Raw genomic sequence first — 25,355 nt, 5'->3', positions numbered from 1 at the left:
AGGAATTGTAACGCAACTTCTAAATCTGTAAAGGGAAGTGGTGATTAAAACAATAAACTCGGTTACAATGCCGCGAGAAATGACAATATAAGCTAGAGGAGCTCATAAACCCCATGTTACACATGTTTAATACATTAACCCGACAAAAAGAAAAGTTTACCCCCATTAATGACGGTAAAGTGGGTTTATATGTATGTGGATGTACGGTTTATGACTTATGCCATATAGGTCACGCAAGAACTTATATCAGTTTTGATAATATTGTCCGTTACATGCGTTTTTCTGGTTACGACGTTAAATACGTGCGTAATATCACAGATGTTGAAGACAAGATTATCAAACGTGCCATTGAAAACAATGAAACACCAGAGCAGTTAACTGAGCGCACGATCGGTTACATGCATGAAGATTTTGATGCCTTAAATATTTTACGTCCAGATTTAGAACCACGTGTTACTACACATATGGCTGAAATCATAGAAATGATTGAAGCCTTAGTAGAGAAAAAACATGCCTATGTTGCTGATTCTGGTGATGTGTTATTTGATGTTTCAAGCTTTCAAGATTACGGTAAATTGTCTGGTCAAAACTTAGAGCAACTGCAAGCTGGATCTCGTGTTGATATTGATCAAACAAAGCGTAATCCGTTGGATTTTGTTTTATGGAAATCAGCAAAACCAGAAGAGCCAAGTTGGGAATCACCTTGGGGCGCAGGCCGTCCGGGTTGGCATATTGAGTGTTCAGCGATGAATGCTAAAGAGCTTGGTAAACATTTTGACATTCATGGTGGCGGTTCTGATTTGCAGTTTCCACACCACGAAAATGAAGTGGCACAAAGCTGCTGTGCACTAGATACACCATATGTAAATTATTGGATGCATACGGGCATGGTGCAAGTTGACCAAGAAAAAATGTCAAAGTCGCTAGGTAACTTTTTTACCATTCGTGATGTTTTATCAAAATACGATGCGGAAACGACGCGATTTTTCTTAACAACGGGGCATTACCGTAGCCAACTAAACTACTCGACAGAAAACTTAGAGCAAGCGAGGGCATCGGTTGAGCGTATTTACACCGCTTTGCGTGATGTTGAAATAGCAGATGATTTTGAACTAAATCGTGAAGACCAGTTTGTCGTGGATTTTTGTCAAGCAATGGATGACGACTTTAATACACCTCAAGCATTGTCGGTGTTGTTTGAATTAGCTAAATCGTTAAATGTTGCAAAACAAACTGATGCTGTTAAGGCATGTCAATTAGCTGGTACGTTAAAGTTATTGGGTGAAGTACTTGGTTTATTCCAATTAGCACCAGCAAGCTTTTTACAAGGCAGCGAAAATGACGATGAAGTAGCGGTAATTGAAGCTTTGATCGCTCAGCGTAACCAAGCAAGAGCTGATAAAAACTGGGCATTGGCTGACGAAGCGCGTGATAAGTTAACAGCAATGAACATTGTATTGGAAGATAGTGCAGGTAAAACTACTTGGCGTAAAGGTTAATACAGTAAATACCTAGACATAAAAAAACCGCTAATAAGCGGTTTTTTTATGAGTTTATAAACTTTATTGAGAAAACTCTTCACAGGCAATTAGTGTATTTTCAATTAAACTTGCAACCGTCATTGGGCCAACACCACCAGGTACTGGTGTTATGAATGCAGCTTTTTCTTTTGCTACATTAAACTCAACGTCACCAACCAGAGTGCCATTGTCTAATCGATTAATGCCTACATCAATTACAATCGCACCTTCTTTAATCCAGTCACCAGGTATAAACTCAGGTTTACCAACAGCAACAACCACTAAATCAGCGTTGCGAATTTTATTTTCTAAATCGCGAGTAAAACGATGTGTAGTCGTTACAGTACAGCCAGCTAAAAGCAATTCTAGCGTCATCGGGCGACCAACAATATTTGATGCTCCAACAACAACAGCGTCTAAACCATGAGGGTGTACACCTGTTGATTCAAATAATGTCATGATACCTTTTGGAGTACATGGACGTAAGCCAGGTTGTCTTAGGGCTAATTTACCGACATTTGACGGATGGAAACCATCAACATCTTTATGCGGAGCTATGGTTTCTATAATTAAATTGGCATCAAGTCCGGCTGGCAAAGGTAATTGAACAAGAATACCGTCTATTTCACTATCGTTGTTCAGTTCATTGACTAAATTAACTAATTCTTCTTGTGATGTGGTTGCGGGTAAATCATAAGAACGAGAAACAAAGCCTACTTCTTCACAAGCTCTGCGCTTACTTCCTACATATACTTCTGACGCAGGATCGTTACCAACAAGTATAACGGCTAAACCCGGCGCTCTTTTACCTTGCGCTAGGCGCTGCTGAACTTTTTCTTTTACTGAGTTTCTGAGTTGTTGAGCAATAGTTTTGCCATCTATTAATGAAGCCGTCATAGTTTCCAATTTAATAAGGTTAAAAGCAGCGATATTTTCGCACACTTTATAAATGAGTTGTAGATCATCTTTATTGATAGTTTATATATATAAATAACTAAACTACTATTGTGTTGAATCTTGGTATCACGAAGTGTTGTTCAGATATAAATTGATTTTGATCCAATTCAATAGCAATAACGTACTAAAATTGCTCATTTCGCCTAAAGTTAGTACGTTGTTGGTCTAAAAGTGAGCGAACGAAAAGTTTTTGCAAAAAAAAGTTTGACGACCATCGGGCAAGTCGGTAATATCCGCACCCGTTGAAGGCAAGCAAGCTTTTAACAATACAAGTCGGTGATTAGCGCAGCTTGGTAGCGCACTTGGTTTGGGTCCAAGGGGTCGTAGGTTCAAATCCTACATCACCGACCACTTTCTTAATTTGAAAGTGATGCACTTGTAGGTGAAGTGCGCCCTTAGCTCAGCTGGATAGAGCAACGGCCTTCTAAGCCGTGGGTCGCAGGTTCAAATCCTGCAGGGCGTGCCATACTTTACACTATGGTGGCGTTAGCTCAGTTGGTAGAGCCCTGGATTGTGATTCCAGTTGTCGTGGGTTCAAGTCCCATACGCCACCCCATCTTTTGTCGGTGATTAGCGCAGCTTGGTAGCGCACTTGGTTTGGGTCCAAGGGGTCGTAGGTTCAAATCCTACATCACCGACCACTTATTCTTCTTAAATAATCATTCATTTTTAGCTAAACTTTTCAAATTCTCTTTTGCCACATGCATTATTTTTGCTTGTGTTAGAGCCAATTAGCGCTTTTTTATCAAATTGCTTAAAAATTAATTGACAATGGGTCTCGACTCTTGCACAAACCGCCGCTATAATTTCGCGTCATTATTTTTAATCGGTCCATCTTTTTCCGGATTTCCGGGCTCGAGGCTTAGGTTTTGGGTAGAGAGCAACGAGTTCCGACTTATTGTTCAAAAGTATAGATGCATTATTGAAAGTACTGGAAAGTACTAACTATCGAGGTAATTAAATGCAAGTTTCAGTTGAGACTACACAAGGTTTGGAACGTAAGTTAACTATTTCAGTTCCTGCAGAAAAAATAGATGTAGAAGTTAAAAATCGTCTTCGTCATATTGCAAAGACACAGCGCATCAATGGTTTCCGTCCTGGTAAAGTTCCACCGTCAGTAATTCAAAAACGTTATGGAAAAGCTGTTCGTCAAGAAATTGCTGGTGAAGTCATGCAACGTAACTTCGTTGAAGCGATTATTGCTGAGAAAATTAACCCAGCTGGTCGTCCTAACTTTGTAGAAAAAAGCAACGAAGATGGCAAAGATTTAGAGTTTGAAGCAACTTTTGAAATTTACCCAGAAGTTGAATTAAAAGATTTAGAGAAAATCGCTGTTGAACGCCCTGTTGTTGAAGTAACTGAAGCTGATATTGACGAAATGTTCGTTACGTTACAAAACCAACACAAAACGTGGAAAGAAAACAAGCGTAAAACTAAGAAAGGCGACAAGTTAACGATCGATTTCTTAGGCCGTGTTGATGGTGAAGCATTTGAAGGCGGTAAAGCGGAAGGTTTTGAATTAGAGCTTGGTGCTGGCCGCATGATTCCTGGTTTCGAAAAAGAAATTACAGGCATGAAAGCTGGTGAAGAGAAAACGATCACTGTAACTTTCCCAGAAGATTACCATGCTGAAAACCTTAAAGGTAAAGAAGCTGAGTTTGATATCGTTGTTCACAAAACAGAAGGTCCTGTACTTCCTGAAATTGACGAAGAGTTTGCAAAACTGTTTGGCATTGAAGAAGGTGGTGTAGAAGCACTTCGTGAAGAAGTTGCTAAAAATATGGCTCGTGAGCTTAACCAAGCAGTTAAAGCAAAAGTTAAAGAGCAAGTGATCAACGGTTTGTTAGAAAACAACGCAGTTGAAATTCCACAATCTTTAGTGGCTCAAGAAATTGACGTATTACGTCAGCAAGCACTTCAACGTTTTGGTGGTCAAGTAGATCCGAAAAACATGCCACAGCTTCCAGCAGAAATGTTCCAAGAACAAGCTGAGCGTCGCGTGAAAGTAGGTTTATTACTTGGTGAAGTTATCAAGCAAAACGAATTGAAAGTTGACGAAGCTAAAGTAACTGAGTTAATCGAATCAGCAGCTTCAGCATATGAAGATCCAAAAGAAGTTATCGAGTACTACAAGTCTAACAAAGAGTTGAACCAGCAAATGCAAAACGTTGCGCTTGAAGAGCAAGCAGTTGACGTATTAGTTGCTGGCGCAGCAGTGAAAGACAAAAAGTCTAGCTTCCAAGAGATTATGAATCCTGAAGCTAAATAAGCTTTTTGATTGACAATAGCTAAAGCAATAGTTTAAATGGCTTGTATGGGAACATATAAGCCATTTTTTTTACAAAGGATATAGTGTTGTTTAATTCGTTTAAAAACTCTCAAAATTCATCAAGCCCTATCGAAAGCGCTTTGGTTCCAATGGTTGTTGAGCAAACTGCCAAAGGTGAGCGTTCATATGATATTTACTCTCGCTTACTAAAAGAGCGTGTTATTTTCCTTTGTGGTCAGGTTGAAGATCACATGGCAAATTTAATTGTCGCTCAATTGTTGTTCTTGGAATCTGAAAGCTCAGAAAAGGACATCTATTTATACATTAATTCTCCAGGTGGCTCAGTAACAGCTGGTATGGCTATTTATGATACGATGAAGTTTATTCGTCCTGACGTAAGTACTGTCTGTGTTGGCCAAGCGGCGAGTATGGGGGCATTTTTACTGTCTGGTGGCGCTAAAGGTAAACGATACTGTTTGCCAAATTCTCGTGTGATGATTCATCAACCATTAGGTGGTTTCCAAGGTCAAGCATCTGACTTTGAAATTCATGCAAAAGAAATTTTAACTATCAAAGAGAAGTTAAATCGTTTAATGGCTGATCATACTGGTCAACCCTTTGACAAAGTCGCTGTTGACACAGATCGTGATAACTTCTTAAGTGCTGATGCTGCGGTTGAATATGGTTTAGTTGACTCCATATTAGAGCAAAGAGCGGTTTAATCGCTATAACTTAGGCAGTGATATTGTGATCTGCCTATTTTGTGAAATACTTAGTATTATCAGTGAAAGCAATTTTCAGTTTAGAGGTACCGTATGACCGATATTAAAAAAGGTGACGGTGATAACGGCAAGTTATTGTATTGTTCTTTTTGTGGCAAAAGCCAGCATGAAGTACGAAAGTTAATTGCAGGCCCTTCAGTATTTATTTGTGATGAATGCGTGGAGCTGTGCAACGATATTATTCGCGAAGAAATAAAAGAAATTTCGCCAAAGGAAGAGAAGGAAAGCTTGCCTTCACCTGTGGAGATTCGCGCAAGTTTAGATGACTATGTTATTGGTCAAGAGCATGCTAAAAAAGTATTAGCTGTAGCCGTATATAACCATTATAAACGTTTACGTAATGGTGACTCACACAACGGTGTTGAGTTAGGTAAAAGTAATATTTTGTTAATTGGTCCTACAGGTAGTGGTAAAACTTTGTTGGCAGAAACGCTGGCAAGATTATTAGATGTTCCATTTACTATGGCTGATGCAACCACATTAACCGAAGCAGGTTATGTTGGTGAAGATGTTGAAAACATCATTCAAAAGTTATTGCAAAAGTGTGATTACGACGTTGAAAAGGCGCAGCGTGGCATCGTCTATATCGACGAGATTGATAAAATCTCTAGAAAGTCTGATAACCCCTCAATTACCCGAGACGTTTCAGGTGAGGGTGTTCAGCAAGCATTGTTAAAACTGATTGAAGGTACTATTGCTTCAGTACCTCCACAAGGTGGTAGAAAGCATCCGCAACAAGAGTTTTTACAAGTAGACACATCTAAGATTTTGTTTATTTGTGGTGGTGCTTTTGCAGGTCTCGATAAGGTTATTGAGCAACGTTCAGAAACCGGCAGAGGCATTGGCTTTGGTGCAAAAGTAAAAGCAACAGACCAAGAAAAATCTCTTACGGAACGTTTCCAAGAAGTTGAGCCGGAAGATTTAGTTAAATATGGTTTGATTCCTGAATTTATTGGGCGTTTACCTGTAGTAGCTACGTTAACTGAGTTAGACGAGGATGCGCTTATTCAGATTTTGCAAGAGCCTAAAAATGCATTAACAAAACAATATTCAGCTTTGTTTGATATGGAAGGTGTTGAATTAGAGTTTAGAGAAGATGCGTTAAAAGCGATTGCTAATAAAGCTATGGTAAGAAAAACTGGTGCGCGTGGATTAAGGTCTATCGTTGAAAGTGTGCTACTAGATACCATGTATGAGCTGCCTTCTATGGAAGATGCAACAAAAGTTGTTGTTGATGAGTCAGTAATTAAAGGTGAATCAAAGCCGATAGTTATTTATGAGTCGACGCAAGATAAAGCTGCTTCTGATTCTTAATTTAAAAGAGCGCAACGCGCTCTTTTTTTTATCCTTAAAAAGCGCTGCCAAAACTGGCTTTACCTTGATAAGCGTCTAAAATTTCAGCAATTAATTGAAAAAGTGAAATCAGTTGTTGAAAGCAATAACTTTAGCCCCATATTATTTGCTAGTCCTAGAAAACTAAAAACATTTGTTTCCATAAAGAGAGACCCTAATGTCTGAAGAGATCACCCCTATCAGCAATGATCAAGAAATTCCTGTTTTAGCACTACGTGATGTAGTTGTTTATCCTCAAATGGTTATCCCACTTTTTGTTGGTCGTGAAAAGTCTATCAGGTGTCTAGATATCGCGATGGAAACAGACAAACAAGTATTTTTAGTTGCGCAAAAAGAAGCTAGCGTAGACGACCCGACTGAAAATGATGTATTTACTGTTGGTACTGTTGCAACCATTTTACAAATGCTCAAGTTACCTGACGGTACAGTAAAAGTACTAGTTGAAGGATCAAAACGCGCTAAAATCAGTAAATTTGTTGAAACTGAGCAGTATTTCACTGCTTATATTGATTACCTATCGTCTGAAAATAATAGCGATGAAAGCTTAGATATTTTGGTTCGATCAGCTGTTTCACAATTTGAAGGTTACGTTAAGCTAAATAAAAAAATTCCACCTGAAGTATTAACATCTATTTCTGGTATCGATGATGCCGAACAGTTAGCCGATACTATGGCTGCTCACATGCCACTTAAATTGGCGGAAAAACAAAACGTATTAGAAATAAATGACGTTGCTCAGCGTTTAGAACATTTAATGGCTTTGATGGAAGGTGAAATCGACCTATTGCAGGTAGAGAAAAAGATCAGAACTCGTGTTAAAAAACAAATGGAAAAGAGCCAGCGCGAATACTATTTGAATGAGCAAATGAAAGCGATTCAAAAAGAGTTAGGTGACATGGATGATGTACCTGATGAAATTGAGCAAATTTCAAAGAAAATTGAAGATGCTCAAATGCCAAAAGAGGCTAAAGAGAAAACGCTTTCTGAATTACAAAAGCTTAAAATGATGTCGTCTATGTCAGCGGAAGCAACGGTTGTTCGCAGTTACATTGACTGGATGACCAATGTGCCATGGAAAAAGCGCAGCAAATTAAAGAAAAACTTAGCGCTTGCTGAAGATGTGTTAGAGCAAGACCACTATGGTTTGGAAAAGGTTAAAGAGCGAATCATTGAGTATCTAGCGGTTCAACAGCGAGTAAGCCAGTTAAAAGGCCCTATTTTATGTTTAGTTGGCCCTCCTGGTGTTGGTAAAACATCACTAGGACAATCGATTGCCAAAGCAACTGGTCGTAAATATGTTCGTATGGCATTAGGGGGTGTGCGAGATGAAGCAGAAATCAGAGGTCATAGACGTACTTACATCGGCTCTTTACCAGGCAAGTTGATCCAGAAAATCGCCAAGGTTGGTGTTAAAAACCCACTGTTTTTGCTTGATGAGATCGATAAGATGGCGTCAGACATGCGTGGCGACCCAGCATCAGCTTTATTAGAAGTATTAGATCCTGAACAGAATACGAGTTTCAACGATCACTACTTAGAAGTAGATTATGATTTATCAGATGTAATGTTCGTCGCGACATCAAACAGTATGAACATTCCTGGTCCATTATTAGACCGTATGGAAGTCATTCGTTTATCTGGATATACAGAAGATGAAAAGCTTAATATCGCTAAACGCCATTTGTTAAACAAACAAATTAAGCGCAACGGGTTAAAAGAAAAAGAAATTACTGTAGAAGATAGTGCAATTATTGGCATTATTCGCTATTACACTCGCGAAGCAGGGGTACGTGGCTTAGAGCGCGAAATATCTAAACTTTGTCGTAAAGTAGTTAAAACAATTCTACTGGATAAAAAGATTAAGCAAGTTACGATTACTCAAGATAACTTGTCTGACTTTTTAGGCGTACAGCGTTTTGACTATGGAAAGGCAGACGAACAAAATCGTGTAGGTTTAGTGACTGGATTGGCTTGGACATCAGTTGGCGGCGAATTGCTTACTATTGAGACAGCATCTGTTCCTGGCAAAGGCAAGTTAACTTACACCGGCTCGTTAGGTGACGTTATGAAGGAGTCTATCCAAGCAGCTATGACAGTGGTAAGAAGCCGCACAGATAAACTGCGTATTAATGAAGACTTCTACGAGAAAAGAGATATCCATGTCCATGTACCGGAAGGTGCTACACCAAAAGATGGTCCTAGTGCGGGTATTGGCATGTGTACAGCTCTTGTATCTAGCTTAACTGGAAATCCAGTAAAAGCAGATGTTGCCATGACAGGTGAAATTACTTTACGTGGTGAAGTATTACCAATTGGTGGTTTAAAAGAAAAGCTTTTAGCGGCGCATCGTGGTGGAATTAAAACGGTTGTTATTCCTAGTGATAATGAGCGTGATTTAAAAGAAATACCTGAAAATGTGAAGGCTGATTTGTCAATTCATCCAGTTAAATGGATAGAAGAGGTTCTCGATATTGCACTCGAAAACCCAATTGAAGCGATAAAAATAGAAAGCTAACACCGTAAAATTGCTTGTTTTTTGATTAAAAATGCAAAAAAGCGTAAAAAAAATCGAAAAAATTGCAATTAGGGCTTTCCAAACGCTGAAACTATGGTAAGTTATTGAAGCTTAATACGCTGTATCCCACTATTAACAAGGGGTCTGCGAAAGATAATAAAAATTATCTGTAATTTAGATTTTCTTTAACTCAGTGCTTGATGTTCAAAAGGAAGCTTGTTATAAAAGCTTCTGCAGGACGCTAAAACACTAGATAGCGCTGAATAATAACAATTGAAGGGGAATATACTGTGAATAAATCTCAACTAATCGAGAAAATTGCTGCGGGTGCTGACATTTCTAAAGCTGCGGCTGGTCGTGCTTTAGATTCTTTCATCGAAGCCGTTACTGAAGAATTAAAAAGTGGTGAGCAAGTAGCTCTTGTTGGTTTCGGTACTTTCTCAGTACGTGATCGTGCAGCTCGCACAGGCCGTAACCCACAAACTGGCGCTACTATCGAGATTGCAGCAGCTAAGATTCCATCTTTCAAAGCAGGTAAAGCTTTAAAAGATGCTTGTAACTAATCATTAGTTATAAAAATACATGAAAAGGCCTCTACTAGAGGCTTTTTTTATGTCCGTCATTTAGCCCGTAGACTTTTCAATAATCCTTCCTTAGGCATTTTTCCCCCTATAGCAACAACAAGGTTAACTGTATAAGCTAGCTATCTAATTGGTATTAGTTACTCGGCAGAACATCTTCAATTGTAAGCTGATAAATATTAATACAGTTTTAAAATGTATAAAAATTGCCCGCGTGATCAGATGATCGTAAACAGCTAAAACCTCAGATACTGTATTAAACGAAACAACTTGCTTTGACATTTGGTTGATTTTGTTTATCTAATTATTGTTCTAATTAATAAAATTGACTAATTTCTATTTTTATTTGGTTTTGCTGGTTTTTTCTTCTGTGTTATAGTTAGAGTTCAAATTAATATTTGGTGCTAATATGGAAGACTATCATAACTGTGAAGATATATTAGACTTGGTTAAACAAGTGGGGGCTGTTTACGTTGTTGATGAGGAAGCAAAAACGCTGCGCTTTGACTGCATAGGGAGTGCAGACATTACCGCTTTTATTAACTATGTAAAGCAATACGGTTATGGCAAAGGCTTTAAAAAGCTTTCTATAAGAGTCTCTGACTCACAAGCGTTATCTTTCTTTCAGCACGGTTTTCGTGTTGAAGCATCAATTCTAGCCTATTACGGCTCACATGACGCGCTATTTGTCGTTTATTATTTTGATGGTAGTGAGCAAGAATTCAATACTAGGCAAAATGATATTCTAGAAAAAGCACTGTCATATCAAGAGCAAAATGATAGAAACCTCGAATTTGCTAATATTACTATTTCTATTGCCGCAAACAGGAATAATTATCCGACGAATGTTGCAAAGAAGGTCAAATTTTTCGGTCGTGGAGCATTAAATGACCACGAGCTAAACGATACTAAGCAATTTACTGCTACATTAGGTGGTAAAGTAATCGCTAGTGTTACTGCACAATATAATGTCGATGAAAAGTCAGTAGAGTTTTCTGATTTTACTGTCAATCTTGAACATGACGCTCACGAGTTGATTTCATTACTTTTATTTGAGATGGAGTCGTTTTATTTGTCTAAGGGAGCTTCTACCGCTTTTACCATAGTGTCAGCGAATAGTCTTATCATGAATAGTATTTGTGCGGAAAATCACTTTGAATTTGGTGGAATGCTAAAAAATGAATCGATGATCGACGGTCAGTTAACTAATCTTAATACATGGTTTAAAGGTTTATAAATTAATATGGACATAACTAAACGTTTTAACTTTGACGATCCAAAATCCATCAAGGAAGGCCTAGCTCATTTTGCCCAGCAGCAAAATGAGTCCTTTTTTGAAAGTAAAATAGAGTTACTGCAAAATCAGCGAGCCGCTCTGTTTGATGAATTGTTAATAGCACTTTGGTGCGAGTTCGATTTACATATATTTGACAATTTATCTTTAAATGCCGTTGGCGGATACGGCCGTCATACACTCCATCCTTATTCTGATATAGATATTTGTATCTTATTTGATAGTGCGCTATCAGATATTCAAGAACAGCAGCTTAGTGGCTTTTTGACCAAATTATGGGATTTTGGTGTCGATATTGGTCATGCGGTCAGAAGTGAAGCTCAGAATGTAAAAGCAGCTAAGTCAGATATAACTGTAGCAACTAACTTACTGGATATAAGAACGTTAGCTGGTAATCGAGCACATGCTAAGAATGTACTCACTGGACTGTATAGTGACGATATTATTTCTGATGAGGATTTTTATACACAAAAGGCAAAAGAACAACAAGAGCGTCATGTAAAAGCAAAAAATACAGCATTATTTCTAGAGCCAAATATTAAAAATAATCCAGGTGGGCTGCGAGATGTACAAACTATCATTTGGATTGCACGTAAATATCTTCATGTTGCTGATGCTCAGTCGCTAAAGAAACTTGGCTTTTTTAAGAATGATGAATTTTTTGAATTGATCGAAGCATATCATTTTGTTTGCCGCCTAAGGTGGGCTCTACATAGTGTAGCTAAGCGGCCGCTAGAAGTTTTATTGTTTGATTATCAAGCTGATGTTGCCAAGTTTATGAAGTTTGGCCATGGTGATAACGCACAGCTTGCTGTTGAAAAGATGATGCGTCAGCTATTTAGAGCGATGACTCGTATTCGAGAGCTGAATCAAATGATGGTCGGTATGATCAAACAACAGCTCAATATGAATGTTCAGAATGGCAATGAAGGTTTTGATATTGATGAACACTTTTTTGTTGCTCAAGGCATGATACAAGCAAAATATGATGAAGTATTCTTTAATAAGGTCAATGTAATTCGTCTGTTTAGGTTAATCGCTGAATATCAAGAAATTCACGACATAGCCCCAGAAACCTTGAGGCTACTACGACAAACTCGAAGAAGTCTATTGGGTGAGCTACAAGACTATCAGGAGTGTCGCCAAGAGTTTTTAGCAATCATAAAACATCAAAACGGCTTACAACGAGCATTTAGTTTGATGCATCGTTATGGCATTTTAGCGTCTTATTTTCCTGAATGGAAAGCTATAGAAGGGCAAATGCAGTTTGATATGCATAATGCATATACTGTGGATGAACACGCCTTTAAACTTATTCAACATTTAGAAAGTTTCTCGCAGATCAAAGAACGTAAAAACCTGATCCGCAGTATCTATAAGCAGAGCTCATTAAAACATATTCTTGTGATAGCCGGCCTATGCCATGACCTATCAGGGAAACAAACACACGAAAATAACGAATTAAGCGCATTGTATGCAAAAGAGTTTGCTTTGCTTCATGATTTAAAAAGAACAGAAGTTGAGCTGATACATTGGTTGGTGGAAAATCAATTTTTGCTCATTAGTACTTTACAGACACTCGACATCCATGACCCTGAAGTTATTAAGTCTGTCGCAAAGTCAATTCGAACAGAATCAAGACTTAATGCTTTATATTGTTTTACCGTTGCAGACCTACAAGCGACCAATGATCATACATGGAATGATTGGCAAGAGAGTTTACTTAATAAGTTATATTTGGCCTTAAGGGCAGCATTAAAAAATGGTATTGAAAACGTTTTTCATCAACGTACTTTGATCCGTGAAAATAAACAAGAGGCTTTGGTGCAGCTTAGCGATTTAAACTATTGCGCTGAGCAAGTTCAGCAGCTCTGGTCTGTGATTCCCTCTAGCTTTTTTGTATCAAACCAACTGAACGAAATCATTGAGTTTAGTCAACAGTTGTTAAACAAAAATGATACTCAAAATGTTGTTTCTTTATCAGACAATACAAATTTAGAATGTACTGATTTACTGGTTTATGCCAATGATCGCAGTATGTTATTTGTTGACCTATTTAACAGTCTTGCCTCATTAAAAGTGAAAGTTAAAGAAGCTCAATTATATAAAACAAAAAATGGTAAAGTATTAGAAGTCATCAAAATACTAGATCACAATGATGAACCAATTGTGGATCCTTATCGCAGCGAAAAAATTGTAGATCGAATTAATCAAGTGCTCAATGGCGATTACAGGTTAGATAAACCAATGAAACCAAGGTTTGTCAACAACTTCGATAATTCACCTGAAGTTGAGTTTTTAAACTCAGTAAACAGTAAAAGAGCGTTGCTTAGAGTTAATGCATTAGACACACCTTCGGTGATTGAAAAAATATGCGATGTCTTTAAGCGTAATCAATTTACCGTTCATTCCGCCAAAATAAGTTCATTGGGGGAAAGTTCGGAAAATGTTTTTTCAATTTCTACCAAAGAATCAGCAACTTTGACTGTAGAACAAAAAGAAACGTTAATAAAAGAGTTAGTTGACAATATTGCCTAAAGCAACAGACGCGTTGTTCTATCTGACTTTTAAGCTAGAAAAAACGCTAAAATAGATGATACTTAGCATAAATTAGAGCGTTACGATTTATGCTAATGACTACCTCATCACTAGAAGCTTTTTTCAACAGCAATTACATGCCTCATGGCCATTGTTACTTGTGGCAACCCCATATATTGTGGAGTCATGTCGTTGCTGACTTTGTTATCGCCGTTTCATATTTTTCTTTGCCTGTAGCGATTATCTTATTTGCACTTAAACGTAAAGATATCGGTGAAAACAAACTATTTTACTTATTTTCTTCCTTCATTTTGTTTTGTGGTATTACCCACCTAATTGGTATTTTAACCATATGGCACGGTATCTACGGAATTCATGCCATCAGTAAAATATTAACCGCAATGGTCTCATTGGTTACGGCAATTTATGTTTATAAACTTATTCCTACGGCAATTGCAATTCCGACACTTTCTCAATATAAAAATGTAAAACAGCAACTTTTTCTAGAACAAGCGCAAAGCAACACACTTCGAAGTAAATTAGATGACTTTAAGTTTTCGCAGTTCATGCTTGATAGCATGCCTGTTGGCGCTTTAGTGTTAGATAAAAATTGTACTTCCATATACAGTAACAAAACGTTTGAACAATACTTTTGCCAAGATATTGATGGCGTCGCAGTAACATTGTTAGACGCTTTGCCAAACGATGCTAAAGAACAATTATTACAGTACTGTTCAACGGCGACAGGTGTTAATCAGTCCGCTTTTTTTATATCGACGACGTATCAAATAAACAAGCATTCTATTATTCCGATTGAACTTACCGCTACTGCTTCGCAATTTGAACAACATGTTTATATTGTGGTTACCCTAAAAAGTATTGAAGAAATCAACGAGTTCAAAGATAAGTTAGCGCTGTCCTATAAAAAGCTTGAGCGAGCAGTTTCAGCTACAGAAGATGGAATTTGGGAGTGGTATGTTACAGATGACACAGTTTCTTATAGCAAGCAACTACTCACTTTAATTGGTAAACCAGATATAGAGCAGCCGCGTTTCGAAGATTGGTTTAGTCACATACACCCTGATTATCAATTGCGAGTAGAAAATGCCATAGAGGAGCATTTTCGCACCAAAGAAAAGTATATCGTTGAATACTTGGGTAAAGATAAACAAGGAAAATACTCTTGGTTTATTAGTATTGGAGATAGTGAGTTTGACCACAACGGTGATCCCATTGTGATGTCGGGATCTTTGAGAAATATCAATTATGCAAAAGAATTAGAAAAGAAATATCAGGAAAATGCTGAGTTTTTAAATGCAATTTATGAAGGTAATAGTCATGCTATTTGGGTTTTAGCATTAGATGAAAACAAAGATTATATTTATCACGTATTTAACGATACTGCGTGTCGGTGGCTAGGCACTAATAAAGAGGAGGTTATTGGTAAGAATTTACATCAATTAACAGGGACTGTTTTTCCAATAGAAATTGCTAAAAATTTGCGTCACAACTATAACAGGTGTTTATTGGGAGGAGCTAAAGTTGACTATATCGAACATATCGCCTTTGGTGAAGTGAATGCTTGGTTTAATACAACGCTTTATCCTATTTACGATTCTCATGGTGAAATCAATTTCATTGTCGGAACCGCTATCGATATTACAGCTGAAAAAGCATCAGAACAGGCACTTTCACATCATAAAGAGGTGTTGGAAAAAGTATTAAACTCTGTCGTTTGTGGTTTATATATATTTAGTTTTGAAAGTGCTAAAAATACAACTATCAATGCAAGGTATACTGAAATTCTAGGTTATACCCTCGATGAATTAAATAACTTTGCTGATATCTATAGCCTATTTCATCCTGATGATATTTCCCTTGTCAAAGAGCATATGAGTGCAGTTTCGAGCTCAATTAGTGGTGAATTGTTCTACTTAAAATACCGTTTTAAGCATAAAAGTGGCCATTGGATTTGGTGTTATTCTGCTGATCGAATACTTAACTATAATTCGAAGGGTGAGCCTGTGGAAATGTTAGGAACCTTTATTGATATTACCGATGAGGTTTCATTGATGCAGCAACTTAAAGATTCGAATGAATACCTCGAGCGATTTGCCTTTGTCGCTTCCCATGATTTGCAGGAACCGCTTCGAAAAATTATGGCATTTTCTGAAGCGTTATCGCAGCGACTGAGTGACAAGCTAAAAGGAGACGAAGATGCAACCTTTGAATTGTCTCGGCTTCACAGTGCAGCACATCGAATGCAAAAAATGATTAATGATGTTCTAAAACTGTCTCGAATAAATTACTTCTCACTGCATTTGCAAAAGACTACCGTTAAGTCTTTATTTGATGTGGTCTCAGATGTGTTGTCACTTCAAATTGAGCAATCTGCTGCTAGTATTAAATTGAAAGGGGAGTTGACAGAGATAGTCGTCGATGTGTCGTTGATGGAGCAAGTTTTACAAAACCTACTTAGTAATGCTTTAAAGTTTTGTAAGGAGTCTAGGAAACCAGAAATTTTAATTGAGGTAAAAACCACAGCGCAAGGTACAACGATTAGTATTCAAGATAATGGAATTGGCATTGATGAACAATTTTGTGAAAAAATTTTTGAGCCATTTAAAAGGTTACACGGCAGACAGGCTTATGAAGGCAGCGGTATAGGTTTGGCTATATGTAGGCAAGCAATAAAAATACATGGAGGTAAAATTTCCTGTTTTAGCAAAAAAGGGGAAGGCACAACTATGGTCATTGAGTTGCCTTTAACATGAGTAAATTAATTCTTGTTGAAGATGATGAAGATGACATCTACTTTTTTAAAAATGCTTGTCGGCGCGAAGCTGTGGAAGTCGAAATTGTCATTTTAAATGATGGTAGTGAATTACTGGATTATATTGATGCCAACAACTGCACCTCAGATCTTATTATGCTAGATCTGAACATGCCCAAGGTTGGTGGAATTGAGGTGTTGACTAGGTTAAAAAGCTCTGGGTTAGTTTATCCATTAAATGTTATTGTTTACACGACATCTGCTCGTAAGACAGATGTTGAACAGGCTTATCGACTGGGGGCAAAGTCTTTTATTCAAAAGCCCAATTCGCAGGAGCAATTAAATTTCTTAATAAGGAGTGTTTACGTTTATTGGTTTGAGTTTAATTTATTGTTAAGGAAACCACAGGTATGACACGGCTACTGGTTTATCTGTTAGAAGATTGTGATGAGGATCAATACCTCTTTCAAAAAATGATGACCAGTGATACACAAAATCTATTCTCTGTTTCTGTTTTTAGTGAATTAAATACGCTTGATAAAGCGGTGCAAGCTTGTATTCCTGATATTGTCGTAACAGATTTAAACTTAATTGAATCTTCAGGATTAGATACCCTTTTACGAGTTCAAAAACTTGCTCCCAAGTCCGCTATTGTCGTGTTAACTGGCAAAGATGATGAAGATGCAATAAAGGCGATTCAATTGGGGGCACAAGATTATTTAATTAAAAGCGAATTAATCCCGTCTTTGATTCGCCGAACATTGTTGTTTGCCAAAGAACGCTTCCAAATGAATGCTGCATTAAAAGAGCACTCCCTTAGAGACCAATTAACGACATTATATAATCGCAGCGCCTTTGATAATTTTTTACACAATAAAATCCAAACATTTAAACGTTATGGCGAAAGTTTCGGATTGGTGTTTGCGGATATTAATGAATTTAAAAGCATAAACGATAATTTTGGTCATATGGCGGGAGATAAAATACTAAAACTGGTTGCAGATCGATTAGCATTTTTTAATCGAGCTTCTGATTTTGTTGCTCGGGTTGGCGGCGATGAGTTTGTTATGATCTTGCACAAAGTCTCTACAGCGAATGAGTTAAATCAATTTATAGAATCAAAACAAAAGCATTTAAATAATAGTTATGCGATAAAAGGTGCTAAAGGTGATGTTGTAAACATTGATGTGTCTTTAAGCTTTGGTGGCGCGATTTGGGGTGTTGATGATGTGCAAAGTGCACAAGAGCTTTATGCGCTTGCTGATGAGCGAATGTATGTAAAAAAGCGGAGAAACCTTGATTAACCGATGGTTTTTACACGCGAATCGAGTCCGTGATCAGGTTCAGGAAATCATGCAATAATAACAGCATCCTAGGAACTAATGACATCCCGAGATACACCTTAGTGTTTCATTCTTAAAAAGGCTTATTCACTAGCAAACTAAGTATGCCGCTGCCATTATTCAGATAAACTAGGCTCTAACTTTATCGGCATTATTTAATCATTTTGAATCTTTGGAAAAATGTTCAATAAAATCAATTAAGTCTTCATAGGACAAAGGACGGCTATATAAATAACCTTGCACAATATCGCATCGTAGTTTGCGTAAAAAGTCTAATTGATGATAAGTTTCAACACCCTCAGCGATGACTCGTAAATTAAGTGAATGAGCCAATGCAATAGTTGACTTTATGATGCTTTCGGTTGATTGGTTTTCTCCTATATCTTGGCAAAAAGATTTGTCAATTTTTAGCACGTCTAACGGTAGCTTACTCAGGTGACTGAGAGAGGAATAACCTGTACCAAAGTCATCAATAGCAATGGCAACTCCTAAATCATTAAAAATATTGAGGTGCTCAAGCGTTTGTGTAGGTTCAAGCATCATGGAGGTTTCTGTCACTTCAATTTCAAAGTATTCCCCAGGTAAATTGTGTACTTTGAGCTGTTCGGAAAAAATGGTCGTGATCTGAGGGTTTTTAATTTCTTTTAGTGATAGGTTTATTGCCGTTTTAATCGGCGCAGCAGCACTGTCATGATTAATTTTTTTAGAGAATTGACAAGCGGCAGTAATAACCCATTCACTGACCTTTTCGATTAATCCCAACTCTTCTATAACAGGGATGAACTTATCAGGACCAAGAATGTTTTTGCCATTAACTTGCCAACGAAGTAAAGCCTCGACGCCTGTCACTTGGTTTTTGTCGAGATCTATTTTAGGCTGATAAACTAGCGTAAACTCTTGATTCGCGACAGCTGCTTTTAACCTTCTTTCAAGAGCGATGTTCTCAATAGCTTCACGTTGCATATCTTCGGTAAAAAACTGAAAAAGATTGCTGCCTTTGTCTTTTGCTTTATACATTGCTAAGTCAGCGGCTTGCATTAGCTGAGAAGTTTCTAATCCTGAATCAGGATAAATGGCAATCCCAATACTTGCACCAATGGATATTTCGTGATCGTAAATGACAAACGGTAGCTCTAATACTTTAATTAGCTTTTCAGATACCACAATGGCGTCGCCAGTAATACGATTTCTATTTGCTTCAATAGCTAAGGTAAATTCATCACCGCCTAAACGGCTCAGCAGGTCACAATCTCTAATCACAGAGCGAAACCTTACCGCGACTTCCTGTAATAAAGAGTCGCCAGTTTCATGACCCAGAGTATCGTTAATTTGTTTAAATTTATCCAAGTCGATAAAGAGTAGGGCAAAGGAAGATTGATTTCTTTGTGCTCGTGAAATCATCTGCTTAAGGTTATTACCAAATGCGTGCCGATTTAGTAAACCTGTTAAAGAGTCGCAGCGTGCTAAATGGTTTAGTTGCTCTTCTGCTTTTTTTCTTTCTGTAATATCTTGAAATGCAATCACAATTCCCGACAATTTATCGCCACCATTAACAATCGGTGTAGCGGTATATTCAACGGCAAACAATTCGTTTTTATCTCGCTTAAAGGTTGCCGCTGTTTCAACAAATTTTTTCCCTGTTTGACAGTATTCAAATATAGGTGTGTTGGTCCACTTAGTTTTAAGACCGTCATCTTCGTCTATGTAAATAATGTCAAAGAAATGTCTTAATCGGCCGGTTTCAAATGAATCATTTAAAATGGTTTCACCTGCAGGATTTAAAAATGTAATCTTGCCGTCAATATCAAGACCAATGATGCCTTCACCAACTGACTCTAAAATCAATTTGTTTCTATTTTCTAAGCGTTTTATGTCATCTAGTGTTTGCTCTAGACGATATCTTTGTGACTCAAGTTTAATAAAAACATTCACCTTGCTAAGTAGTGATGTTGCCTTTACTGGTTTTGACAAATAATCGACGGCGCCTAACTCATAACCTTGCAGTTCAAAAGTATTATTTTGGTCGGCAGCTGTGATAAAAATGATGGGCAAGTCTTTTGTCGCTTCATTGACTCTTAGAATGGCAGCCGTCTCAAATCCATCCATTATTGGCATCATGACGTCTAACAGTACTAAGGTAAAATCGTGTCTTAGCGTTAATTTGATCGCCTCTTGCCCTGAAAGTGCATTGTAAAATTTGGCCCCGGTATTTTTTAGAATTCTTTCTATCACTCTATGGTTTTCTTGACCGTCATCTACAATTAATATTTTGGCTTGATGTTGTTCGTCTTCAAGGTAATTTTCTTCAATTTCAGCTAATGAATTCATTTGGCTTTACTTCCTTTTAAAAAATCGTGACTAATCATGTGCCTGTAAAAACCATGCCGCAGCTTTACTTGGTAAAAGCGTTTGCATCTGTTGTCATCACTTTCTGGTAAATACTCGAGTTTTTGTCAATTTCCTCATAAAGTATAGATAAGTCTTTATCGATAATTGATTCTTTGGTCCCTAAAATCAGAAATCCTCGTGGGTATAAACTTTCGTTAAAAATAGAAAAAGCTTTCTGTTTTAACGTTTTATTAAAATAAATTAATACATTTCTACAGAGAATTAATTCAACTTCACCAAATGCGCCATCCGTGGTTAAGTTGTGATTTGAAAAAGTAATTTGATTCAGAATATGTGGTTTAATTTTTCCTTTACCGTAAGCTAGGTGGAAATATTGATCGAGCGAGTATTGGCCACCAGCCATTAAATATGCTTTTATATTTTGCTCAATAATACTTTGATCAAATATCCCTTCTTTTGCTTGTTTAAGAACGGCATCGTTGAAGTCAGTACCATAAATTCGAGCTCGTTTTAATATGCCGTGCTCGTGTAACAAAATTGCAAGTGAATAAACTTCCTCGCCAGTAGAGCAACCAGCGATCCATATTTTAAAAAACGGGAATGTCTCTAGTAATGGAAATACATGTTGCTGTATTGACTTAAAAACAGCCGGATCTCTAAATAGTGAAGTTACTGATATTGATAAGTCATTGAGAAGTTGCTGCCACTTGTTGGTGTCATTTAATATGATGGGCGCTATGTCTCTAATATCTTGTAAATGCCAAAGTTGCATTCTGCGAGTCAAACGGCGCACAATTGAACTTCGTGTGTAGTCATAGAAATCTAAACCAAACTCTGTTTTGATCACTGAAAGTAATTCGTCTACGCCTTGTTCATCAACCGTTACATTGTCAGTTTTTACTGGTATAACCATAATTTTACCATCTCTAACAATTTTTGAGTTTGAACGGGCTTGGTAAGATAATCATTGGCTCCAGCATTTAAGCAGCGTTCTCTATCTTCTGCCATTGCTTTGGCAGTAAGTGCAATGATCGGATAAGGATGTTGGTTGTTTTCCCTAATCTTTTTTATTGCTTGGTAGCCATCCATAACTGGCATCATGATATCCATAAGGATCAGATCTATATCTTGCTGTTGAGCAACTTGGTCTACCGCCATTTGCCCATCGTCAGCAATGACGATTTTCATGCCTTTGGCTTTTAATATTTTTGATAGGGCATAAGTGTTTCGCATATCATCGTCGACCAGTAATATTTTTTTATCAAGAAATGGATTTTCTTGTTTTGACTGGGAAGGGACGTCAATGTTGGCTTTAGCTAAGTTAGTTGTTAAAAACAAAATCACTTCATCTAGTAATCGCTCTGCAGAGCGTTGGCCTTTAATCACAATGCTCTGTGTATATGTTAATAGCTGTTTGTATTTCTCTTCGCTAAGCTCTTCCGCGGTATAAATAACAATTGGTGGTAGGGTGAATTCTTTGTTGTGACACTGTTCAAGCCATTGAATACCTGTCATATCATCTAGGGTTAGATCTAACACTATACAATCGAAACTTATTTCTTTAAGTAGTTCAATGGCTTCTAATCCACTTCCGGTAGTTTCTAGTTGAAATTGTTTTTTGTTAAATAGTTTTTTCAGTGCATGACAATTATTTTGGTCATTTTCTATAATCAAGATACGAGCGTTGGCGTTATGTTCGTGATTAAATATTTCACTAATATTGTCGGTATCAAGTGGTTTAGTAATAAAGCCTTCAGCGCCATCAACCTTTTCAATGAATTCGTGTCGTTCGTTGATTAAGTGAACAGGAATATTTTGGGTTAAAGGGGATGTCTTTAAGCCTTCTAAGACTTTAGCGCCGTGGATATCAGGTAAGTCTAAATTTAAAATGATGGCTGAAATTTGGTATTGGTTCACTAAAGCAAGACCAGATTTTCCTGAACTTGCAACAATTCCTAGAAAGTTGTGGTTGTGAGCAATACTCAATATTGCTTTAGCCGTTTGAGCATTATGTTCAATGATAAGTACAATAGGTTGTTCATTGCTTGAAACATTATATCTATCATCAGCAATAATAGGTTGTTCTATTTCTTTAGCTAAGGCCTGAGAAGCCGACAAATGATCATTGGCAACAGCTTTTTCTTCTAAGTTCCTCAAGGGTAATGTTAAAGTAAATGTTGAGCCATGGTCGGGTTTACTTTTTATAGATATATAACCGCCGAGTAAGTTAGCAAGCTCTCGAGATATCGTCAGTCCTAATCCGGTCCCGCCAAAAACTCTGCTCGTAGAGCCATCTGCTTGTTGAAACGCTTCAAATATTGCTTTGTGGACCGATTTGTCTATACCTATTCCTGAATCTTTTACCTCAAATAGTAATGCTTGCTTGGGGTGATGAGTATTGTCATTGGCAAGCCTTTCGATGATATTTTGTTTGTTCGATTGAGAGACTTTTAATGATATCTCTCCTTCATTAGTAAACTTAATCGCGTTGGACAATAGGTTTCGAATAATTTGAGATAAGCGCATGATGTCGCTTTCAATAACTTTAGGCAGGTTTTCAGCAATAGATATCTTAAATTTTAATTGTTTACGTTGAGCCAATGGGTGAAATTCTTTATTAATTTCGTTAATAAAACTTTCTAAAGGCAATGTTTCATAATTAACGGAAAGTTTTCCTGATTCTACTTTAGCTAGGTCTAAAATATCATTAATCAGGTTGAGTAATTTTGTACCGCCACTATGAATAATGTCGATATCTTCCACCTGTTCTTGAGTGAGGTTGTTTGTTTCATTTTCTTTTAAATTTTCAGATAAAATTAGCAGTGAGTTTAGCGGTGTTCTAAGCTCATGTGACATATTTGCTAAGAATTCTGACTTGTATTTACTCGCTTGTGCAACCTCTTCAGCCTTTTGTTCTACTAGCTGTTTTGCTTGTTCCACTTCTGTGTTTTTAATTTCTAACCTGTGTTTTTGATCCTCAAGCATCTTTGATTGTAAAGTTAGCTCATAGTTAGATTCTTCTAACTTTTTACTCTGCTCTTCAAGATCTGCTTTAGCTTTTGTTAAAGTATTAGTTTGGTGTTCTAATTCCTCGTTAGCTGTTTTTAGTTCATCTTGTTGTGCTTGTAGTTCTTCTGCTTGAACTTGGGACTCTTCCAATAAATCTTGAAGTTGGCTTCTAGACTCAACCATTTCGATGGCAACAGCAGCACTTTGTGCGATGTTTTCAAGTGTTTGAATTTCAGTTTCGTTAAACCTATCCATGTTGCTAACAACGATAACCCCAACCAAGGTGTTTTCATTACTTTGTTTGTTTACCATTGGGACAACAGCAATATGCTGGGCGTGGGCAATGGATACGCCAGTGTCGACATTTAGCCAATCTTGATCTGTGTCAGAATCTCTAAAAATAAGTGTTTTCTTTTCTAATGCTGATTGACCTACTAAACCTTGACCAATGCTATATTCAGTAACAGTTGTTGAACGATATTTTAGGGCATATGAAGAAGTCAGTTTTAATGTGTTACCTTGTGCTAGAAATAGTGCAACAACAGAAACATCAAAATAATCACCTATAAAGTTACTGATCGATGACAGCATATCATCAAGGTTAATTTGTCCTTGGATGTGTGAATTAAAATCTGCAATGCCTTTATTCGCCCAATTTTGCTTTTCATTTTGTAGCGTAGTGGTTGCTAAATTTTTTGACATTTTTTGAATGGCAAAACCAAGTTGGTCTTCTGTGCTAATAGGTGTAAAAGGATGGGAGTAGTCACCTTGTGATACTGATTTTGCATGCTCTTCTACTTTTCTTAACATGCGGATCATGCTACTCAAGGCTTCGAACATTTGTTTTATTTCGATTGCGCCTTTTGGTGTAGTAGATTGATTAAAATTACCCCTGCTAATGTTAGTGGCCACATTTAGCACTTCCTTGATTGGGTTGGTGATCATTCGTGTTAAAAAGTAGGCTAAAATGGCGGCAAGGATAATGGCGAACAACAACGACGCTATCGAAACTTGGTAAGCAAACTTTTGGCTATCTGCAATATTTGTCATGTTGTCTTTCATATGTTTATCATTTTTCAGATAAATATCATCAATTAAATTCTTAGCTTCATTGTCCAGCGGCGCAACTACGCCATTTAACAAATGTTGCGCGATATTCCAATTATTAGCTGCTCTTAGCTCAATAAGTTTGTCAATCATTGGTTCATACAGATCACGATGAACTTTTATTTCAGCTAAAATTTGTTGTTGCTCTACGGGAAGAATGTCTGATGAATCGAGTAACCTATTAAAATGTATTGTATTTTCTTTCCACTGCGATTGGTGGTCTATCCTATATTGTTCGTTACTAGATAATAGGTAAATGCGAAGGCTTGATGTTGCATTAGCAAAACTGGCCCGAAAGTCCGCCATCAACTTTAACCTTGAAGTATTTTGTTGAGCTTGTGCTTTTTTAGATTCTACATTGATCAATTGAGAAGCAAGGTCATTAATTCTATCTACCGCTGGCGCAATTTCTAGGTTGAGTAATCTGATTCCAGGAAAGTTTTTACTGGACTGAGCAACTTCAAGCACGTCTTGCTGAGCTTTATGTAGCCGATTTAACACTTCTTGCAGTAAAGAAACTTGAAATTCGATTGATTTTTTATGCTGACTATCACTAAATTTAGCGATACTACTTAATTCATTTTTGTAAAAAGTAATCTCATCCCAAGCGAGATTAAAATCTCTTTTGTATTGTTCGGCGCCATTTACGCTCCAGCCGCTCAATGCGTTTAAAGCTCGTGCTAGCTGGAATTTTAAATTAAGGCTAATTTGTGTGCCGGGCACGTCTTCTTCAAAACTTTGCTTTGAAAACTGATTAATGGAGGCATGTTGTGTTGCATTAATGCCAACGATGGTACACAAAATCAATACAATGGTAAAAATGCCCAATGAAATACGAGATCCGATTGAGTTTATATTTACCATTTACAACCTCCCTGTTGCCAAGAAAACAGATAATAGCCAATTTTAGGCCGTCAATTATTGTTGTACTTGCAAAGTACAAATTTTCTGCCGATTAATAGTAT

Annotated in this window: 15 protein-coding genes and 4 tRNA genes; 15 read left to right on the top strand and 4 right to left on the bottom strand. The window is 37.3% G+C overall.

Going from position 1 to position 25,355, the window contains the following annotated elements; translation table 11 throughout:
• Positions 1 to 113: 113 nt before the first annotated feature.
• The gene (cysS, locus tag IE199_RS14685; RefSeq protein WP_189771964.1) at positions 114 to 1,499 is read left to right on the top strand and encodes a cysteine--tRNA ligase; all 1,386 of its coding nucleotides are present in this window, start codon (positions 114 to 116) and stop codon (positions 1,497 to 1,499) included.
• 63 nt (positions 1,500 to 1,562) lie between these two features.
• On the opposite strand, the gene folD is transcribed toward cysS, so the two are convergent.
• Positions 1,563 to 2,417 (bottom strand): bifunctional methylenetetrahydrofolate dehydrogenase/methenyltetrahydrofolate cyclohydrolase FolD, encoded by an 855-nt coding sequence (gene folD, locus IE199_RS14680; RefSeq protein WP_189771961.1) that lies wholly within the window; start codon positions 2,415 to 2,417, stop codon positions 1,563 to 1,565.
• 334 nt (positions 2,418 to 2,751) lie between these two features.
• Here folD and IE199_RS14675 point away from each other — a divergent pair.
• The 14 genes from IE199_RS14675 (at position 2,752) to IE199_RS14610 (ending at position 17,886) form a co-directional block, all read left to right on the top strand.
• Positions 2,752 to 2,828 (top strand) — tRNA-Pro (locus IE199_RS14675).
• A gap of 38 nt (positions 2,829 to 2,866) precedes the next feature.
• A tRNA-Arg gene (locus IE199_RS14670) sits at positions 2,867 to 2,943 on the top strand.
• A gap of 14 nt (positions 2,944 to 2,957) precedes the next feature.
• Positions 2,958 to 3,033 (top strand) — tRNA-His (locus IE199_RS14665).
• Positions 3,034 to 3,041: 8 nt separating this feature from the next.
• A tRNA-Pro gene (locus IE199_RS14660) sits at positions 3,042 to 3,118 on the top strand.
• A 320-nt stretch (positions 3,119 to 3,438) separates the two neighbouring features.
• Positions 3,439 to 4,746: a trigger factor gene (gene tig, locus IE199_RS14655; RefSeq protein WP_189771959.1), complete on the top strand. Its 1,308-nt coding sequence runs from the start codon at positions 3,439 to 3,441 to the stop codon at positions 4,744 to 4,746.
• 128 nt (positions 4,747 to 4,874) lie between these two features.
• Positions 4,875 to 5,468, top strand: a complete 594-nt coding sequence (gene clpP, locus IE199_RS14650) for an ATP-dependent Clp endopeptidase proteolytic subunit ClpP (protein WP_268245326.1) — start codon at positions 4,875 to 4,877, stop codon at positions 5,466 to 5,468.
• A 93-nt stretch (positions 5,469 to 5,561) separates the two neighbouring features.
• Entirely contained in the window at positions 5,562 to 6,842 is a 1,281-nt protein-coding gene (gene clpX, locus IE199_RS14645; RefSeq protein ID WP_189771957.1) for an ATP-dependent protease ATP-binding subunit ClpX, read from the top strand.
• A gap of 196 nt (positions 6,843 to 7,038) precedes the next feature.
• Positions 7,039 to 9,396, top strand: coding sequence for an endopeptidase La (lon, locus tag IE199_RS14640; protein ID WP_189771955.1), 2,358 nt, complete (start codon positions 7,039 to 7,041; stop codon positions 9,394 to 9,396).
• A gap of 290 nt (positions 9,397 to 9,686) precedes the next feature.
• Positions 9,687 to 9,959 (top strand): nucleoid-associated protein HU-beta, encoded by a 273-nt coding sequence (gene hupB, locus IE199_RS14635; RefSeq protein WP_074499445.1) that lies wholly within the window; start codon positions 9,687 to 9,689, stop codon positions 9,957 to 9,959.
• A gap of 427 nt (positions 9,960 to 10,386) precedes the next feature.
• Complete coding sequence (locus IE199_RS14630; protein ID WP_189771953.1) at positions 10,387 to 11,214, top strand: hypothetical protein; 828 nt, start codon at positions 10,387 to 10,389, stop codon at positions 11,212 to 11,214.
• A 6-nt stretch (positions 11,215 to 11,220) separates the two neighbouring features.
• Complete coding sequence (glnD, locus tag IE199_RS14625; RefSeq protein WP_189771951.1) at positions 11,221 to 13,809, top strand: [protein-PII] uridylyltransferase; 2,589 nt, start codon at positions 11,221 to 11,223, stop codon at positions 13,807 to 13,809.
• A 95-nt stretch (positions 13,810 to 13,904) separates the two neighbouring features.
• Positions 13,905 to 16,583 (top strand): PAS domain-containing protein, encoded by a 2,679-nt coding sequence (locus IE199_RS14620; RefSeq protein WP_189771949.1) that lies wholly within the window; start codon positions 13,905 to 13,907, stop codon positions 16,581 to 16,583.
• On the top strand, positions 16,580 to 16,996 hold the full coding sequence (locus IE199_RS14615; protein ID WP_189771941.1) for a response regulator: 417 nt from the start codon (positions 16,580 to 16,582) through the stop codon (positions 16,994 to 16,996). The genes IE199_RS14620 and IE199_RS14615 overlap by 4 nt, the downstream gene beginning before the upstream one ends.
• Positions 16,993 to 17,886, top strand: coding sequence for a GGDEF domain-containing protein (locus tag IE199_RS14610; protein ID WP_189771939.1), 894 nt, complete (start codon positions 16,993 to 16,995; stop codon positions 17,884 to 17,886). The genes IE199_RS14615 and IE199_RS14610 overlap by 4 nt, the downstream gene beginning before the upstream one ends.
• A gap of 198 nt (positions 17,887 to 18,084) precedes the next feature.
• Here the strand turns inward: IE199_RS14610 and IE199_RS14605 are convergent, their stop codons facing one another.
• The 3 genes from IE199_RS14605 to IE199_RS14595 all read right to left on the bottom strand — a co-directional run bounded on the left by IE199_RS14605 (position 18,085) and on the right by IE199_RS14595 (position 25,254).
• Complete coding sequence (locus IE199_RS14605) at positions 18,085 to 20,253, bottom strand: EAL domain-containing protein (RefSeq protein WP_189771930.1); 2,169 nt, start codon at positions 20,251 to 20,253, stop codon at positions 18,085 to 18,087.
• Positions 20,254 to 20,317: 64 nt separating this feature from the next.
• Positions 20,318 to 21,187 carry a CheR family methyltransferase gene (locus tag IE199_RS14600; RefSeq protein ID WP_189771928.1) on the bottom strand — a complete coding sequence of 290 codons (870 nt, stop codon included), beginning with the start codon at positions 21,185 to 21,187 and terminating at the stop codon, positions 20,318 to 20,320.
• Positions 21,172 to 25,254 (bottom strand): response regulator, encoded by a 4,083-nt coding sequence (locus IE199_RS14595; RefSeq protein ID WP_189771926.1) that lies wholly within the window; start codon positions 25,252 to 25,254, stop codon positions 21,172 to 21,174. Before IE199_RS14595 ends, IE199_RS14600 begins: the two co-directional genes overlap by 16 nt.
• Positions 25,255 to 25,355: the final 101 nt, after the last annotated feature.

The organism is Thalassotalea marina, assembly GCF_014656435.1.
Lineage (GTDB): Bacteria > Pseudomonadota > Gammaproteobacteria > Enterobacterales > Alteromonadaceae > Thalassotalea_C > Thalassotalea_C marina.
The sequence above is the reverse complement of the archived record's forward strand: the minus strand, read 5'-3'. Positions and strand labels throughout refer to the sequence as shown.